Raw genomic sequence first — 16,782 nt, 5'->3', positions numbered from 1 at the left:
AGGGCTCGGGTCGGGCGCGGTGGCGGTCACCGCCTCCGTGGCCGGATTGACGTCGTCGTAGCGGCCGTTCTCGGGTTCGACCCACCGCCCGTCGATATAGACGTCGTAGCTGTCGATCAATGAGCGTGGCTCAGCCATGTTGATTCCTTACGACGGTCCGGCGGCTCAACGTTTGGTGTACACCTGTCGGGCCAGGGTCGTCAATGGCTCAGCGCTGCCATCGCGGGCGCTATCGCTATTTCACCTTGACAGCAAGCATATTGACATTGCAGGTACCGCCAGAGTAAACAGAGTGCACCGGACAGATCGTATCCAAATGTACGATCGCGGCCCTGCCGAGGGAGTGCTTGTGCAAGCTAAGTCCTGGCCCACGGCCGCGCTGCACTCCCCCGACTTCTACGCCGGCGATCCGTATCCGGCATACCGGGAACTACGCGCGACGGCGCCGGTGTGCTGGAACGACGTCACCAACTTCTGGGCGCTGCTCAAATACGAGGACATCCGGTTCGTGTCGAGCAGTCCTGCGTTGTTCTCCTCCACCAAGGGCGTCACCATCCCCGATCCGCACATGCCGAGCCCGGTCCAACCCGGCAGCCTGATTTTCACCGACCCGCCGCGGCACCGGCAGATGCGCAAGCTGATCAACTCCGGGTTCACCCGACGCCGGGTTGCCGTGCTGGAGCCGAAGATCCGCGAGATCGTCCGCGGAATCCTCGACGGCGTTACACCCGACTCCGTCCAGGAATTCGCCGAGGAAATCGCCGCTCCGCTACCCACCCGGATGATCGCCGAGCTGATCGGCGCACCGCCCGATGATTGGGAACAGTTCCGCAAGTGGTCGGACGCCGCCACCGGAACCGCCGATCCGGAGATCAAACTCGATCCCATGGTGGCCGCAGGGCAGCTTTTCGAGTACTTCCAAAAACTGATCGGGGCCAGGCGCACCGAACCCCGCGACGACTTGCTGTCGGTGCTGGCCGGCGCCGAGATCGACGGGCAGCGGCTCACCGACGAGGACCTGCTGAACTTTGCGTTCCTGCTCCTGGTGGCCGGCAATGAGACCACCCGCAATCTGATCGCGCTGGGTACCCTCGCGCTGATCACCCACCCCGACCAATGCCGGCTGCTGGTCGAGGATCCTTCGCTGATCCCGGGCGCCGTCGAGGAGATGCTGCGGTGGAACAGCCCGGTGGTGCACATGGCGCGCACCGCGATGGTCGACGTGGAGATCCGCGGTCAGCGGATCGCCGAGGGCGACGTCGTGGTGATGCTGTACGGGTCAGCCAACCGTGATGAGGACGTATTCGGTTGCGACTCAGAGGAGTTCAAGGTTACGCGGCATCCGAACCCGCACATCGCATTCGGGTGCGGTGAACATTCATGCGTCGGCGCGCAACTGGCTCGGCTGGAGGCGACGGTGATGTTCGAGGAGCTGCTGCGCCGCTTCCCCAGGCTCGAACTGGCCGGCGAGGTCGACCGCATGCGGGCCACCATGGTGCCCGGGGTCAAGCGAATGCCGGTCCGGCTGGGGGCCTGAGCGATGCAACTCGAGTACACCCCCGAGCAGGAACGGCTGCGCGACGAGATCCGCGCCACGATGGAACAGGTCATGACGCCGGAACGGCAGGCCGCGGTCAGCGAACGCATCGAAGGCGGGCCCGCAGTACGCGAGTGCGTGCGCGCCCTGGCCGCCGCCGACCTGCTCGGTGTCGGCTGGCCCAAAGAATATGGCGGAAGAGGCTTTTCAGCCGTCGAGCAGTTCATCTTCGCCGAAGAGGCGCGACGGGTCAACGCGCCGATCCCACTGGTGACGCTCAACACGGTGGGCCCTACCCTGATGCAGTTTGGCACCGAGGAGCAAAAGCAGAAGTTCCTGCCGGCGATCCTGGAGGGCAGCGTCGAGTTCGCTATCGGCTACTCCGAGCCCGGGGCGGGCAGCGACCTGGCATCGCTGCGCACCACCGCCGTCCGCGATGGCGATTATTACATGATCAACGGCCAGAAGATGTTCACCAGCGGCGCCGCATATGCCGACTACATCTGGCTGGCCGCACGCACCGATCCGAACGCCAAGAAGCACAAGGGTATTTCGATCTTCATCGTGCCCACCTCGTCGCCCGGATTCTCTTGGCAGCCGCTGCACACCATGCCGGGCATCTCCACCTTCTACACGTTCTACGACAATGTGCGGGTCCCGGCGAGCGCGATCGTGGCGGGTGAAAACCAGGGCTGGCAGCTGATCACCACCCAGCTGAATTTCGAACGCGCCGCCCTGGGCAACCTCGGTGCCCTCGAGCCGTTGTTCGAGCAGACGCTGCAGTGGGCTGCCAGCACCGAGCTCGACGGCGGTCATGTTATCGACCAGCCCTGGGTGCAGTTGGCGCTGGCGCGGGTCGAGGCAGAGGTCGCGGCATACAAACTGATGAACCTTCGGGTCAACGCCGCGATGACAAAGGGCGTACTGAACATGGGTGAGGCTTCGGCGGTGAAGGTTTTCGGTACCGAGCTGACCCAGCAGGTTGCCGGCCAGCTGCTGGAAGTGCTTGACCACAACGGGTTACGCCGCGGCACCGACGCTCCGCTGCGCGGCGCACTGGAATCCGCCTATCGGGTTGCGGTCATCAGCACATTCGGCGGCGGCGCCAACGAAATCCAACGTGACATCATCGCGATGGCCGGACTGGGCATGCCGCGAGCACCACGCGATCTTCGCGCGACGGAGAAGTCAGGAGGACCAGCTCAGTGACCAATGCGGATACCGAGTTAGTTGACAAGCTGAAAGCGCTTGTCGGCCAGCCCACCGGCGGCACCGGCCAGCCGTCGCTAGCACCGGATCCGGTCAATCAACCGATGATCCGGCACTGGGCATACGCGCTCGCCGACTTCAATCCCGTCTACCTCGACCCGGAGTTCGCGGCCAAGTCGCGGTTCGGCGGCATCGTGTCACCGCCGGTGATGTTGCAAACCTGGACCATGCCGTCGCCGAAACTAGAGGGCATCCGAGAGCGGGGTGGCTCTCCCGTCGAGATCACCGGTAATCCAACAGCCTTCCTCGATGACGCCGGGTACACCAGCATCGTGGCGACCAACTCGGAGTTCGAAATCGAGCGCTATCCGCGGCTTGGCGATGTGATCAGCGCAACGTCAGTGTTCGAGGATGTCTCCGACGAGAAGAAGACAGCGCTGGGTACCGGCTTCTTTCTCACCTGGTTGATCACCTACACCGATCAGAACGGGGAAGTGCTGGGCCGCCAGCGATTCCGCGTGCTGCGATTCAGGCCGGAACGTTGATGGCGACCCGGCTAGCTCCGACGATCAGCCCGGACACCGAGTTTTTCTGGAACGGGCTGCGCGACCACAAACTGCTGATTCAGCGCTGCAATGGATGCGCAACGTTGCGCAACCCGCCGCGACCGATGTGCCCGAAATGCCGTTCCCTGGACTGGGAAGCGGTCGAGGCGTCAGGCCGCGGCACGGTATACAGCTACGTGATGCCGCATGAACCGCGGTTCCCGTTCTTTGACTACCCCTACATCGTCGTCCTGGTGCAGCTCGCCGAAGGAGTACGGCTGGTATCGAACCTGTGCGACATCGACCCAGCTGACGTCAGGGTCGGGATGGGAGTCGAGGTGTTCTACCAGCCTTTCGATAACGACCTTGTGCTGCACCAGTTCCGGCCGGCTGAGTGACATGGACTTCACGTTTACCGAAGAGCAAGAGACCATCAGCAAGCTGGCCCGCGAAGTCTTCGAGCGCCGGGCCACACCGGAACGCTTGACCGAACTGGAAGCCGGTGAATTCCGTTACGACGCCGCGCTGTGGAAGGAACTCGCCGCCGTCGACCTGCTGGGTACGGCATTGCCCGAGTCGGTCGGCGGAAACGGCGGTGGCTTCGTGGAACTCGGGGTGTTGCTGGCTGAAGTGGGCTGGAGCGTGGCTCCGGTGCCCGCCTATCCGACGCTGCTGCTGGGCGCCGACCCGATCGCCCGGCACGGAACTCCCGAGCAACAGCAACGCTTCCTGCCCGGTGTCATCGACGCAACCCGCATCCTGACCGCGGGCCTGCAAGAACCGGGCCGCACCGACCCCACCAGCCCAGCTACCACTGCTCGTCGCGACGGCCCGAACTGGCGGCTGGACGGCACCAAAGAGCTGGTGCCGGCCGCCCAGCTCGCCGACACCGTGTTGATACCCGCCACCGCCGGAGACGGCGAGACTGGCTTGTTCCTGTTGGCGACCGACTCCGCCGGCGTCGATATCCGGCCGGTGGCGACCACCACCCGTGAACCGCATGCCGACGTATTTCTGGACGGCGCAACGGTTTCCGCTGCTGATCGCCTTGAGGGTTCCGATTCCCTTGTCTCGTCGTTATACACCCGCGCGCTGGTTGGACTGTGTGCGATCCAGCTTGGCATCTCCGACCGGGCCTTGCGGATGGCCGCCGAATACACAACCGGCCGTGAGCAATTCGGCCGCCCGATCGGCAGCTTCCAGGCAGTGCAGCAGCGGATGGCCGACGGATTCATCGACGTCGAGGCGATCCGGTGGACCACCTGGCACGCAGCCTGGCTGATCGCGCAAGGAAGGCCGGCCGATCGCGCAGCACGGATCGCGAAGTTCTGGGCCGCCGAGGCCGGTGCCCGCGTCGCGGCCACCACCCAACACGTGCACGGCGGGATCGGCATCGACACCACCTATCCGCTGCATCGTTACTTCTTATGGGCCAAGCAGAACGAACTCACGCTGGGTTCGGCTTCCCAGCAGCTGGCTCACCTCGGCAGCACATACCCGGAAGGACGGCCATGACGACAGCCAAGACCCGCACTGCCACATTGCAGTGGAGCGAGATCGAGGTCGGCGACGAGGTGTCCCCGCTCGAGGTCCCGATCACCACCACGATGATCGTCGCCGGCGCGATCGCATCGCGCGACTTCATGCCGGTGCACCACGACCGCGACTACGCCAACAAGCAGGGTTCGCCCAACTTGTTCATGAATATCCTGACCTCCAACGGGTATTGCGTGCGTTTCCTCACCGACTGGGCCGGTCCCGAGGCGATGGTCACGAAGCTGTCGATTCGCCTTGGCGTGCCGTGCTTTCCGGACGACCCGCTGCGCTTCACCGGCACGGTGACCGGCAAAACCGAAGGATCGAACGGGGAAAATTTCGTCGAGGTCACGTTCAGGGCGTCCAACAGCCTCGGCGATCACGTCTCCGGCACCGCAGTTCTCAGCCTGCTGAACGGTGCCTTAGAGGGGAACGAAGCGTGAGCGGTTCACTGCCCGGCAACTGCGCCATTGTGGGCATCGGCCAAACCGAATTCTCCAAAGAATCCGGGCGCAGCGAGCTGCAATTGGCATGCGAGGCGGTCAGTGCCGCACTCGACGACGCCGGCCTCACACCGAGCGACGTCGACGGCATGGTCACCTTCACGATGGACTCCAGCGACGAGATCGACATCGCCCGAAACGTAGGCATCGGTGACCTCAGCTTCTTTTCCCGCGTACATCACGGGGGCGGGGCCGCCGCAGGTACGGTCGTGCACGCCGCGATGGCCGTCGCGTCGGGCGTCGCCGATGTGGTGGTGTGTTGGCGCGCCTTCAACGAACGCTCCGGCTTTCGGTTCGGCGGCAGCGGACGCACCAGTGCCGAGACCCCGTTGTTCATGGCGCACTACGCGCCATTCGGATTGCTCACTCCCGCAGCGTGGGTCGCCATGCACGCTCAGCGCTACATGTCGACCTACGGAGTCACCAACGAAGACTTTGGCCGTATCGCCGTGGTGGACCGCATGCACGCGGCCAACAACCCCGACGCGTGGTTCTACCAACGACCGATCACGCTGGAAGACCACCAGAACTCCCGCTGGATCATCGAACCCGTTCTGCGACTGCTTGATTGCTGCCAGGAAAGTGACGGCGGGGTGGCGCTGGTAGTCACCAGTGCCGAACGCGCCCGGGACCTGCGACAGCCGCCGGCGATCATCACTGCCGCCGCGCAGGGCGCAGCGGCCAACGGTGAAATGATGACCAGCTACTACCGCGACGACATCACTGGGCTGCCGGAGATGGGCGTGGTCGCGAACCGGCTATGGCGCGACTCCGGGTTGAAGCCGCAAGACATCCAAACCGCATTCATCTACGACCATTTCACGCCGTTCGTGTTCACCCAGTTCGAGGAACTCGGATTCTGCGGTCGCGGTGAAGCCAAAGACTTCGCCACCGTTGAGCGGTTGTCGCTAGGTGGGGAACTGCCGATCAACACCAACGGCGGACTGCTCGGCGAGGCTTACATCCATGGGATGAACGGCATTACCGAGGGCGTGCGCCAGGTACGCGGGTCCTCCTATAACCAAGTCGACAACGTCGAGCATGTGCTGGTCACGTCGGGCACCGGCGTGCCCACCAGCGGCCTTATCCTCGCCCCGGATAGCTAGGAAGACCGCCATGCCGAAGATCGCATTGCTGACCGCAGTCGGCGGACCGATTGAACTCGCCGACTTTCCGCTCACCACACCGGCACCTGGTACCGCTGCGCTGAAACTGCGGATGGCCGGTATCTGCGGGTCCGACTTGCACATCTTCCGAGGCGAACTCCCGCTGTTCTACCCGTTCGCGATGGGCCATGAAATGGTCGGCGAAATAGCCGACCTCGGCGAGGGACTGACCACCGACGCGACCGGCAAGCCACTAGCAGTGGGCGACCGCGTCGTCACGCCGTACTTCTGGACGTGCGGGCAATGCCATGCATGCGCACGCGGGCGCCCCCACGCCTGCCAGAACCTGATGGCAGGCGAATTCCGCACCCACGACCAGGCCCCGCACTTCGTCGGCGCGCACGGCGAGTACTACTACACGACCACTAGACAACCGTTGTACAAAGTGCCGGAGGACCTCGCCGACGAAGCCGTCGCGCCGCTCAATTGTGCACTGGCCCAGGTAATGTTCGCGCTGCGCGATGTGCGACTGGGCGACACCGTCGTCATCCAGGGTGCCGGTGGGCTGGGTATCAATGCCGCCGCCGTCGCGCACACCGCAGGCGCGGCGGAGGTCATCGTCATCGACAAGATCGCGGAGCGACTCGACGTCGCATCCGATTTCGGCGCTACGCACTGCATCGACGCCAGCATCATCTCCACCGCACAGGTCACCGAACAGATCCACCGGCGCACCCACGGCATCGGCGCCGACTGGGTGCTTGAAGTCGTCGGCGCCCCGGGTGTCATTCCCGAGGGGATCGGGTTCCTCAACCACGGCGGCACCTTGCTCGAAGTCGGAAACATCGGAACGGGACGCACCTTCGAGCTCGACCCCAGCGTTCTGGTCTACGGCAACAAGTCAGTGCGCGGCGTGATGCTCTACGACCCGATTACCCTGGCGATCGGGTTGTCGTTCTTGCAGCACACCAGTTTTCCGTTCAGTCGGCTGATGCCCAAGCCGTTCCATCTCGCCGATGTCAATGCCGCATTCGAATCGGCCGATGCCGGCTTGGTGCCCAGAGGCGCGTTGGTCCCGTGATGACACAAGCCACCGCTACGGATACCCGCGAACTCATCGTCGAGTCCGCGTACGCCTGCTTCCGCAAGCAAGGGCTGCAAAAGGTGACGATTGTCGACATCGCGAAGATGGCGGGTGTCTCCCGCAGCACGGTCTACGAGTACTTCCGCGACAAGTCCGCCATTGTCGAAGCATGCGCCGAGCACGCCTCCGAGCAGTTCTACCGGCAGATGTCCACGGCGATGGACCGCGGCTGTTCGCTGGAGGACAAGCTCAGCCGAGCAGCTGTATTCGTGACCCAGGCACGACGGGCCATCTCCTCGGAAAAGTACTTCGACGAAGAAGCGATCAGCCTACTGCTCACCAAAGACGCTGCGGTGTTGCTGCGCGAATGCGTCGACTTCCTGGCGCCCCACCTGGCCGCCGCCAAGCTCACCGGCGAGGTTCGCAAAGACCTCGACATCCAGTCCGCCGGCGAATGGTTCGCGCGCATACTGTTCTCGCTTTTCAGCACACCGTCATCGACATTGGATATGAACGACCCCGACGTCGTCGCCGACTTTGTCCGCGCGCATCTGGTCCGAGGATTCGCCGACGACCGCCCGCGGCCGCGACGCGCTCTGTGACGGGTGCGTTCCCCGCATCGCTGGGCGACAACCCGTCAGGCCCCGTTGAGCGCGGGCCAACTCGCTTTACTGCGTCTTTAACTGCATGAGCGTAGACTCAAGCTACGGATCCACGGCAGACCAAGGTCGGACCGGAAGAAAAGATTCCTCCTCTCGGCTGTGGCGCCTAGCACCAGCACTAGGTACCCACGCGAAGCAAAGCCCATCAACTGGGCACAGCGCGGTGGGCTTGCGTCAGGCGCGAAAATGTGTCCTGACGCCGAGGCCACATTTCACCGCGCCATCACGCACGCTTGGTAACCAGGTGGTTGGTGCTTCGGACGGCCTCCTGTTCGTCAGGAGCGCCGTCCGACTCGGGTAGGCCGAGCTCCCCGTAGCCGGTAGCGGTCTGCTCTCCGAAGCAAGCACTCTGGGTGATCGTGTCCAAAGCAAAATGGCGCAGCCGCACCGATATTCGCGCCGTCGGGAACCAGCGTCGGCTCCGTGGCGCGGTGTGTGTTCGATCTGCAGGCGACCACGGCCGCGCGCACCTAACGAGAAACAGGAAAAATGAATAGTCGTCTTGAAAGTTTATGGTACGCAATACAACATCCGCTGGGACCGTCGCGGGAACTCGGGTCATACGCAAACCACCAGAAGAGTGTGGAGAAACTGATTCGAGAGATGAACGCAAGAGGTCGATTCTGATATCGCTCGACCTTCTTGAATCAATTCATCTCCACACAGACCGCACATCGGTAGTGGCACGTTCGGGGAGGACGACGTGGGATCTGCCTCAGTGCCCGCGCTCGGCCAGCGCCCGCATGAAAAACTTCAGGTTGGCTGGTCGCTCGGCCAACCGTCGCATCAAGTACCCGTACCACTGGGTGCCGAACGGCACATACACCCGCACCCGGTTGCCGGCAGAGGCCAGCCGCAGCTGCTCGCCGTCGCGGACGCCGTACAGCATCTGGTATTCGAAATCGCCCGAGTTGCGCCCGGATTCGCTGGCCAACGCTGGCACCGCATCGATGATGACGGGATCGTGAGAGGCCACCATCGGGTACCCCGAACCCGTCATCAGCACCCGAAGACAGCGCAGGTACGAGTCGGTGACCTCCGAAGCGTCCCGGTAGGCCACCGATGCCGGTTCGTCATAGGCACCCTTGCATAGCCGCACCCGTGCTCCGGGCGTGGCGAACTGCGCGCAGTCGCCATGCGTGCGTCGCAGGTAGGCCTGCAAAACCACTCCCAGCCACGGGAACTCAGTGCGGAGGTCGGTGGCGATCGACAGCGTCGAATCCGTGGTGGTGTGGTCCTCGGCGTCCACCGTCACCCACGCGCCGACCGCTTCGGCCCGTTCGCAGATGCTGTGCGCGTTCGCGAAGGCGATCTTCTCGCCGTCGCGGTCCAGCGCCTGCCCCAACGCCGAGAGCTTGCAGGACACCTCCAGCGGGCGCACACCATCGCCGACGGCATCCGGCCGCCGGCCCAACGCGTCGAGCAACTGCAGGTAGGCACCCGTGGTGGCATTCGCACTATCGAGGTCGGCTACGTCCTCGCCCAGGTAGTCGATGCTGACCAGTCGGCCCGAATTTCGCAGTGCCGCAACGCTGTCCAGCGCTCGCTCAAGCGATGACCCGGGTACGAACCGGTTAACGACCTTGCGGGTGAGCGGCAGCCGCTCGGCGGTGCGCCGCAACCCGTCGGAATGGCTCGCCGCCACGATCGCGGGCCGCAGTGTTTTGGCAAACAAGTTCGACATTATCGCTCTGCCATGTGCGGATAGTTGTGATCGGTGGCCGGGACGAACGTCTCCTTGATCGAGCGTGCCGACGTCCAGCGCAACAAGTTCAGCACCGATCCGGCCTTGTCGTTGGTGCCTGAACCGCGCGACCCCCCGAACGGCTGGCGACCCACAACCGCCCCGGTCGGTTTGTCGTTGACGTAGAAGTTGCCGGCCGCGAACCGCAGCCGATTCTGCGCGGCCAGCACGGCGTCTCGGTCGTCGGCGATCACAGCACCGGTCAAGGCGTAACGCGAGCCGGTATCGATGATATCGAGGATTCGCTGGTACTGATCGTCGGGATAGACGTACACCGACAGCAGCGGGCCGAAATACTCGGTAGCGAAGGCCTCGTCGGTCGGATCGTCGGACAGCAAAACCGTCGGGCGTACAAAATAGCCTTCACTGTCGTCGTATTCGCCGCCGACCGCGATCGTCACACCGGCCGCACCTTTCGCGCGTTCGATCGCGTCGACGTTCTTGACAAAGGCACGCTCGTCGATCAGCGCGCCGCCGAAGTTGGAGAAGTCGGTGATGTCGCCGTACGGCAGCTCGGCGGCGGCCGCCAGGAAGTCGTCGCCCATCTGCTGCCAGACCGAGTGGGCGACAAACGCTCGCGACGCCGCTGAGCATTTCTGGCCCTGGTAGTCGAACGCGCCGCGGATCATTGCGGTGCGCAGCACATCCGGCTGCGCCGAGGCGTGCCCGAGCACGAAGTCTTTGCCGCCGGTCTCGCCGACCAGGCGCGGATAGCTGTGGTAGCGCTCGATGTTGGCGCCGACCTCGCGCCACAACCGCTGGAAGGTCGCCGTCGATCCGGTGAAGTGGATCCCGGCCAGCCGCGGATCCGCCAGCGCCACATCGGAAACCGCGTAGCCGTCGCCGGCGACCAGGTTGATGACACCAGGAGGCAACCCGGCCGCCTCCAGCAGTTGCATGGTCAGATACGCGGCGAATGTCTGCGTGACCGACGGCTTCCACACCACCGTGTTGCCCATCAACGCCGGCGCGGTGGGCAGATTACCGGCGATCGCGGAGAAGTTGAACGGCGTTATCGCGTAGACGAATCCGTCCAACGGCCGGTAGTCGGTACGATTCCATTCACCGCGCGCGCTCAGCGGCTGCTGTGCCAGGATCTGGCGCGCGAAGGAAACATTGAACCGCCAGAAGTCGACCAGCTCACAGGGCGCGTCGATTTCAGCTTGGTAGGCGGTTTTGGATTGGCCCAGCATCGTCGCCGCGGCGATCGTCTCCCGCCACGGTCCGGCGAGCAGATCGGCGGCACGCAGAAAGATCGCGGCGCGTTCGTCGAACGGGGTCGCTGCCCAGTGTGCTCGGGCGGCCATTGCCGCTTCCACGGCGGCGGTGGCGTCGTCGTGGTCGGCGTTGGTCAGCGTGCCCAGCGTCGCGGCATGCCGGTGCGGCTGCACGACGTCGATGCGCTCACCTTTGCCCATCCGGTGGGTGCCGCCGATGACGTGCGGCAGGTCGATCGGCTCTTCGGCCAGAGCGCCGAGCGCAGCCGTCAGCCGACTGCGTTCGGGCGAGTTCGGCGCATAGTCCTGCACGGGTTCGTTTGTCGGCAAAGGAACGGAAGTGATGGCGTCCATGTCTCCAGGGTCTCAGCGGCGAAGGACCACATGGTTGGCTGATCAGACAAAGCTAGGCGGCGCTGATAGTAGAATCAAACAACATGCGAGCAACGGGCGTCGGTCTGGGCCAGTTGCTATTGGCCCTGGATACCACGGTGGTGAGCTTGGTCGAGGCGCCTCGCGGGCTCGACCTGCCAGTAGCGTCCGCGGCGCTGATCGACGCTGACGATGTGCGGTTGGGGCTGGGTCGCGGCGCGGACTCGGCCGACGTGTTCTTCCTGCTCGGCGTCGGCGATAAAGAAGGCCAGCACTGGCTGGAAGGGTGGGAGACAGGCCCGGTGGATCGAGCGCCGGTGGCCGTCTTCGCCAAGAAACCGTCCGACGCCCTGGTGGCCAGGGCCATCGCAGCGGGGACGGCGGTGGTGGCGGTGGAACCGCAGGCGCGTTGGGAGCGGCTGTACCGCCTGGTGAATCACGTCCTCGAGCACCACTCGCCTTTTTCCAACGAGCGGGCCGATCCGCGCAACGACTCGGGCACGGACTTGTTCGGCCTGGCCCAGTCGCTGGCCGACCGTATTCACGGGATGGTCAGCATCGAGGACGAGCAGTCGCATGTGTTGGCCTATTCGGCGTCCAACGACGAGGCCGATGAATTGCGGCGACTATCGATCCTGGGTCGTGCGGGCCCGCCCGAGCACCTGAAGTGGATCGGCCAATGGGGCATTTTCGATGCGCTGCGGGCCGGCGGCGATGTGGTCCGCGTTGCCGAGCGCCCGGAGCTGGGTCTGCGACCCCGGTTGGCGGTTGGTATTCGTCAGCCCTCCCTCGACGAGCGCCGGGCGCCGGTCTTCGCGGGCACTATCTGGGTGCAGCAAGGCGCTCGGCCGCTGGCGGACGACGCCGAGGAGGTGCTGCGCGGAGCCGCCGTGCTGGCCGCCCGCATCATGTCGCGGCTAGCCGCTAGGCCGTCGCCGCACGCGCTGCGGGCCCAGGAGCTACTGGGCTTGTCTGACAACGGATCAGACGATGTCGACACCATTGCACGCGAGCTGGGAATCGTGTCCGACGGCAATGCCGCCCTGATCGGTTTTCACACGCCAGACCATCACGCCAGGCTGGCCGACATCCTGGCGTTGAGCGCCAACGCCTTTCGAGCTGATGCGCAGGTTGCATCGCGCGGTTCACGGGTATACGTGCTGTTTCCGCATACCACGAAGCGGTCGTCGGTCACCTCCTGGATTCGCGGCACCATCAGCGCGTTGCACAGCGAACTGGGACTGCAGTTGCGGGCGGTGGTGGCCGCGCCGGTCGCCGGCCTGGCCGGCCTGACCACCGTGCGCGCGGAGGTGGATCGGGTGCTGGATAGTGCTGAGCGCCACCCTGATTCGTTCGCAGCTGTGACGTCGCTGGCCGAAGCGCGCAGCACCGTGCTGCTCGACGAGATCGTCACGATGGTCGCCGCCGACGAGCGGCTCGTCGACCCCAGGGTGCGCGACCTGCAAGCGCGCGAGGCGGAGTTGGTCGCGACGCTGCGGGCTTATCTGGACAGTTTCGGTGAAGTCGCCGCGGCGGCACAGCAGCTGCACGTCCATCCGAATACCGTGCGCTACCGAGCCCGCCGGATAGAGAAGCTGCTGTCGACGTCGTTATCTAATCCCGAAGTGCGGCTACTTCTTTCGCTCGGCCTACGGGCTATCGAGCGATCTGGTTAGACGTCGCGGCTGTGCGTTCGTAGATCTCGGCCAAAAACTGCTCGACGGCCACCGCCGCATGAGTTGCTCGCGCCGACCCGAAGATGTCAAAGGCGTGCTGCGCGAACGGCAACTCGGCATAGGCAACCGGCTGCCGACTGACTTCGCGCAGCGCTGCGGTGAAGGCGCGGGCCTGCTCGACCGGGATCAACGAATCGTTGCGTCCGTGCAGCACGAAAAACGGTGGTGCATCTGCGGATACATGCGCGATCGGTGAAGCGGTGCGGAAAGGCTCTGCGATTTCGGCACGCCGCAGCTTGAACACGTACTTCGCCAGCGTCGGCATCATCAGCGGGTGGATCGCATCGTTGCGGGTGAAGTCGTAGACGCCGTAGAACGGCACGGCGGCCCGCACGCTGGTGTCGACATCCTCGAAGCCCGGCTGAAACTGGGGATCGTTTGCGGTGAGGGCAGCCAGCGCGGACAGGTGCCCGCCGGCCGAGCCGCCGGTGATCGCGATCCAGTCCGGGTCGCCGCCGAATTCCGCGATGTGCTCCTTGGTCCACGCCAACGCCTGCTTGACGTCGACGATCTGGTCGGGCCACGTGGAGCGCGGGCTGAGCCGGTAGTTGATCGCAACACACACCCAGCCCAACTCGGCGAGGTGGCTCATCAACGGATAGGCCTGCTGACGTTTGCTTCCCACCATCCAGGCGCCGCCGGGCACCTGCAACAGCACTGGCGCCCGGCCGCCGGGGTTGAGGTCAGCCCGTCGCCAGATATCGAGGTGGTTGCGAGAGCCGTGATCGCCATAAGCGATGTCGGTGTCGTGCGCGTAGTCGCCGTAGATCCGCATCATGCGGATCAACCCGGGTGTCTTGGCGGTGCCGGCGCCCTCCGGCCGCTTCCAGAGATCGCCCGCATCGGTGCGACGGTCGGTGCCCAATCCGGCGTCGAGTGCGGCGGTGAGCGGCACGTTGGCCTGGCGTCCGAAACGGTTGAGCCCTAGCAGGCCCAACCATGACAGCGCCGACGCCAGCCAGCTGAACCGGCGCAGCCGCGGCGAGAGCCTGCGGGTTATCGCGGCCAACGCCGCAAACTGTCCGGCGAGCAGCTGCAAGGGCAGCTCGGATGCGAAAACTCCGAAGCCGAACGCGTAGAGCGAGGGATAACCGCGCTTGCTCAGCGGTTGATAGCCATTGGCGGTGACCGTGAGTCCGGCCAGCGAACCGAGCACAGCTGTCAGTTTCTTCACGCCTGTCACTTAACCATCTACTGGTCTTTTTAACCGTGCGGGGTGAGGCACTAGGCGGGTTACCGGCTTGCGCGAACGGCCGCGCGTTAGTCACAACAGCCCCAGGAGTCTCTAAGAGCTGGGCCTCTAGTGACTATGCGATTCACGGCGCATGCGATATCACTCGCCCAGTTGTTGCGCGCGCCGCGCGGAGTGGCCAGCCGAGCACGGAAATACGTCGAGCATTAAAAGATCGGTGCGGCTGCAGACTGGCCTCTTCGGCGCTGATATCGCATACAGTTTCTTTTGCGAAATAGGTCGGCCCCCAAGTGAGGCTGCTGCTGTGACTAATGAGTCGGAAGCGCACCCCTTGCCGCAGGGGTTTCGGCACGCATAGGGTTCGGATATTCACGCACCTGACATCCAATCCGACACCGCCAAGTCGGATCGCCGAGATCCTCGGATCGTGATCGTCGGCGCCGGCATGGCGGGGATCGCTGCGGCGCATGTCTTCCGGCAAGCCGGCTTCACCAACTTCACCATTCTGGAAAAGGGTTCCGACGTTGGCGGTGTTTGGCATTGGAACCGCTACCCGGGCCTGCGATGCGACGTGCCTTCTTACAGCTACCAATACGCGTTCGCGCCCAAGCCGGACTGGAAGCACGTGTGGGCCACCGGTGACGAGATTCAGCGGTATCACCACGAGCTCATCAAGGCTCTGCAACTCAAATCGCACCTGAGGTTGGGCTGCGAAGTCACCTCGGCGGTGTTCGCCGACAACAGATGGCGCGTCTCGACGGCCGACGGCGGCGAGATCGATGCGGACTTCGTCGTCGCCGCCACCGGTCTGCTGCATCACCCGTTCATCCCGGACATTCCCGGCCTTGACTCGTTCAGCGGGCCGGTAGTGCACACCGCGCGCTGGACTGACATCGATACCCACGGCAAACGCATTGCGGTGATCGGCACCGGATCGACTGGGGTGCAAGTATTTTCCGCGCTGCAACCCAATGCTGGCCACATCACCCACTTTGCCCGTTCGCCACAGTGGGTGATGTGGATGCCAATGGGGCTCAGGCAGCCACGCATCCTCGGGCGGCTACTCCGATCGCTGCCCAAACAGGACAAGGCAGTGCGGCTATCGCAACTCGTTGGTTCCGACTACTTGGTCGACTTGGTCACCCGGCCAACCTGGCGACGACGGATGGCCCAGCGCTACGGGTGGATATGTCTACGTACGTTGGTGCGCGACAAGGATCTTCGTGCTCGCCTGACGCCCGACTATCAACCCTTCTGCAAACGGCAGGTGCTTTCCGGCGACTACTACCGGCGAATTTCCAAGCCGAACGCCGATTTCGTCAGCGAGCCGATCGCCGAGGTCACCGAAACCGGCCTGCGCACAACCGATGGCGTCCACCACGATCTGGATGCGATCGTGCTGGCCACCGGATTTCAGGCGCACAATTATATGCGCCCGATGACGCTGCGCGGACGAGACGGACTGTCCATTGATGACGCTTGGGCGAAAGGACCACGTGCCTGGGCAATGACCGCTATCCCCGGATTCCCCAACCTGTTTACCGTCCTCGGACCCAACTCGCCCAGCGGTTCGATGTCACTGCAACACGTCGCCGAGCTGACCGCCGGCTACATCATCACCTGGTTGCGGCGATTCCGCGACGGCGAGATCACGACCGTCGAAGTCACCGAGGAGGCCACCAGCCGGTTCGCCGACGACGTCGCCGAGGCGATGGGCCCGACGGTCTGGAACACCGGTTGTAACTCGTGGTACTTCGCCGACGACAACCACATCGATCTGTGGCCATTCGACCGCAAGCGGCTAACCCGCATGCTTGGGCAACCGCACGACGACGACTACATCCTCGCCCTGTAGGCGACAGCCACCTCCGCGGCCAACCGCGCGTTGGACAACACCAGAGCGACATTGGCGGCGATCGACGCGCCGGCCGTCTCGCGGTGGAAGAAGTCGAGCAGGAACGGCGTAACGTCCTTGCCGCACATGCCTTTTGCTTCGGCGGCGGCCAGGGCCGCGACCAGCACCCGGTCGTGTAAGGCGCGATCCATTTCCTCGCCCGGCGCGATGGGGTTGGCCAGCACCAGCCCGTAGGCGTCGAGGCCCAGTCGGTTTCTGGCCCGCAGCACATCGGCTACCTCCGCCGGCGTCTCCACCCGCCAACCCACTGGGTGGCCGGAATCGGCGAGGTAGAAGCCGGGGAACCGGTCGGTGCGGTAGCCGATCACCCCGACACTCAGGGTCTCCAGCCGCTCCAGGGTGGCGGCCACGTCCAAAATCGACTTCACGCCCGCGCAGACGACGAGCATGCCGGTGCGGGACAGTGTCGTGAGATCCGCTGACT

General features: G+C 64.4%; 15 protein-coding genes and 1 pseudogene. 11 read left to right on the top strand and 5 right to left on the bottom strand.

Going from position 1 to position 16,782, the window contains the following annotated elements:
- A pseudogene (locus WB785_RS11620) lies at positions 1–138 on the bottom strand (aldehyde dehydrogenase); the annotation flags it as partial.
- A 178-nt stretch (positions 139–316) separates the two neighbouring features.
- Between WB785_RS11620 and WB785_RS11615 the strand changes: the two are divergent.
- From WB785_RS11615 to WB785_RS11575, 9 genes are read left to right on the top strand one after another with little or no spacing between them, the layout of a single operon-like run.
- Positions 317–1,537 carry a cytochrome P450 gene (locus WB785_RS11615; protein WP_424079281.1) on the top strand — a complete coding sequence of 407 codons (1,221 nt, stop codon included), beginning with the start codon at positions 317–319 and terminating at the stop codon, positions 1,535–1,537.
- Between the two features lie 3 nt (positions 1,538–1,540).
- Positions 1,541–2,746: an acyl-CoA dehydrogenase family protein gene (locus WB785_RS11610; RefSeq protein ID WP_424079279.1), complete on the top strand. Its 1,206-nt coding sequence runs from the start codon at positions 1,541–1,543 to the stop codon at positions 2,744–2,746.
- Positions 2,743–3,291, top strand: a complete 549-nt coding sequence (locus WB785_RS11605) for an FAS1-like dehydratase domain-containing protein (protein ID WP_424079278.1) — start codon at positions 2,743–2,745, stop codon at positions 3,289–3,291. Before WB785_RS11610 ends, WB785_RS11605 begins: the two co-directional genes overlap by 4 nt.
- Complete coding sequence (locus WB785_RS11600; protein WP_424079276.1) at positions 3,291–3,689, top strand: Zn-ribbon domain-containing OB-fold protein; 399 nt, start codon at positions 3,291–3,293, stop codon at positions 3,687–3,689. The genes WB785_RS11605 and WB785_RS11600 overlap by 1 nt, the downstream gene beginning before the upstream one ends.
- A gap of 1 nt (position 3,690) precedes the next feature.
- Positions 3,691–4,806 (top strand): acyl-CoA dehydrogenase family protein, encoded by a 1,116-nt coding sequence (locus WB785_RS11595; RefSeq protein ID WP_424079275.1) that lies wholly within the window; start codon positions 3,691–3,693, stop codon positions 4,804–4,806.
- Positions 4,803–5,270: a MaoC family dehydratase gene (locus tag WB785_RS11590; RefSeq protein ID WP_424079273.1), complete on the top strand. Its 468-nt coding sequence runs from the start codon at positions 4,803–4,805 to the stop codon at positions 5,268–5,270. Before WB785_RS11595 ends, WB785_RS11590 begins: the two co-directional genes overlap by 4 nt.
- Entirely contained in the window at positions 5,267–6,436 is a 1,170-nt protein-coding gene (locus tag WB785_RS11585) for a lipid-transfer protein (protein ID WP_424079272.1), read from the top strand. Before WB785_RS11590 ends, WB785_RS11585 begins: the two co-directional genes overlap by 4 nt.
- A gap of 10 nt (positions 6,437–6,446) precedes the next feature.
- Positions 6,447–7,517: a zinc-binding dehydrogenase gene (locus tag WB785_RS11580; RefSeq protein ID WP_424079271.1), complete on the top strand. Its 1,071-nt coding sequence runs from the start codon at positions 6,447–6,449 to the stop codon at positions 7,515–7,517.
- The gene (locus WB785_RS11575; RefSeq protein WP_424079270.1) at positions 7,514–8,122 is read left to right on the top strand and encodes a TetR/AcrR family transcriptional regulator; all 609 of its coding nucleotides are present in this window, start codon (positions 7,514–7,516) and stop codon (positions 8,120–8,122) included. The genes WB785_RS11580 and WB785_RS11575 overlap by 4 nt, the downstream gene beginning before the upstream one ends.
- 775 nt (positions 8,123–8,897) lie before the next feature.
- Here WB785_RS11575 and WB785_RS11570 read toward each other — a convergent pair.
- Both WB785_RS11570 and pruA read right to left on the bottom strand, forming a co-directional pair.
- Entirely contained in the window at positions 8,898–9,866 is a 969-nt protein-coding gene (locus tag WB785_RS11570; protein WP_424079268.1) for a proline dehydrogenase family protein, read from the bottom strand.
- A complete protein-coding gene (gene pruA / locus WB785_RS11565) occupies positions 9,866–11,497 on the bottom strand; it encodes an L-glutamate gamma-semialdehyde dehydrogenase (protein ID WP_424079267.1) in 1,632 nt (543 codons plus the stop codon). Before pruA ends, WB785_RS11570 begins: the two co-directional genes overlap by 1 nt.
- Positions 11,498–11,580: 83 nt before the next feature.
- Here pruA and WB785_RS11560 point away from each other — a divergent pair, with 83 nt between their 5' ends.
- Complete coding sequence (locus WB785_RS11560; protein WP_424079265.1) at positions 11,581–13,191, top strand: PucR family transcriptional regulator; 1,611 nt, start codon at positions 11,581–11,583, stop codon at positions 13,189–13,191.
- Here WB785_RS11560 and WB785_RS11555 read toward each other — a convergent pair.
- Entirely contained in the window at positions 13,172–14,425 is a 1,254-nt protein-coding gene (locus WB785_RS11555) for an alpha/beta hydrolase fold domain-containing protein (protein WP_424079263.1), read from the bottom strand. The genes WB785_RS11560 and WB785_RS11555 overlap by 20 nt on opposite strands.
- Positions 14,426–14,825: 400 nt before the next feature.
- Between WB785_RS11555 and WB785_RS11550 the strand changes: the two genes are divergently transcribed.
- Complete coding sequence (locus WB785_RS11550; protein WP_424079283.1) at positions 14,826–16,298, top strand: flavin-containing monooxygenase; 1,473 nt, start codon at positions 14,826–14,828, stop codon at positions 16,296–16,298.
- On the opposite strand, the gene WB785_RS11545 is transcribed toward WB785_RS11550, so the two are convergent.
- On the bottom strand, positions 16,280–16,782 hold a 503-nt coding region (locus tag WB785_RS11545), incomplete at its 5' end, for a pseudouridine-5'-phosphate glycosidase (protein ID WP_424079261.1). The genes WB785_RS11550 and WB785_RS11545 overlap by 19 nt on opposite strands.

The sequence above is a fragment of the Mycobacterium sp. genome, assembly GCF_049585075.1.
GTDB lineage: Bacteria > Actinomycetota > Actinomycetes > Mycobacteriales > Mycobacteriaceae > Mycobacterium.
This window is presented reverse-complemented; position numbering and strand designations above follow the sequence as displayed.

Bases quoted from the DNA above. Each gene is read 5' to 3' on its own strand.
- WB785_RS11580 (WP_424079271.1), top strand. From the start codon at position 6,447: ATGCCGAAGATCGCATTGCTGACCGCAGTCGGCGGACCGATTGAACTC.
- WB785_RS11590 (WP_424079273.1), top strand. From the start codon at position 4,803: ATGACGACAGCCAAGACCCGCACTGCCACATTGCAGTGGAGCGAGATC.
- WB785_RS11595 (WP_424079275.1), top strand. From the start codon at position 3,691: ATGGACTTCACGTTTACCGAAGAGCAAGAGACCATCAGCAAGCTGGCC.
- WB785_RS11560 (WP_424079265.1), top strand. From the start codon at position 11,581: ATGCGAGCAACGGGCGTCGGTCTGGGCCAGTTGCTATTGGCCCTGGAT.
- pruA (WP_424079267.1), bottom strand. From the start codon at position 11,497: ATGGACGCCATCACTTCCGTTCCTTTGCCGACAAACGAACCCGTGCAG.
- WB785_RS11615 (WP_424079281.1), top strand. From the start codon at position 317: ATGTACGATCGCGGCCCTGCCGAGGGAGTGCTTGTGCAAGCTAAGTCC.
- WB785_RS11610 (WP_424079279.1), top strand. From the start codon at position 1,541: ATGCAACTCGAGTACACCCCCGAGCAGGAACGGCTGCGCGACGAGATC.
- WB785_RS11570 (WP_424079268.1), bottom strand. From the start codon at position 9,866: ATGTCGAACTTGTTTGCCAAAACACTGCGGCCCGCGATCGTGGCGGCG.
- WB785_RS11600 (WP_424079276.1), top strand. From the start codon at position 3,291: ATGGCGACCCGGCTAGCTCCGACGATCAGCCCGGACACCGAGTTTTTC.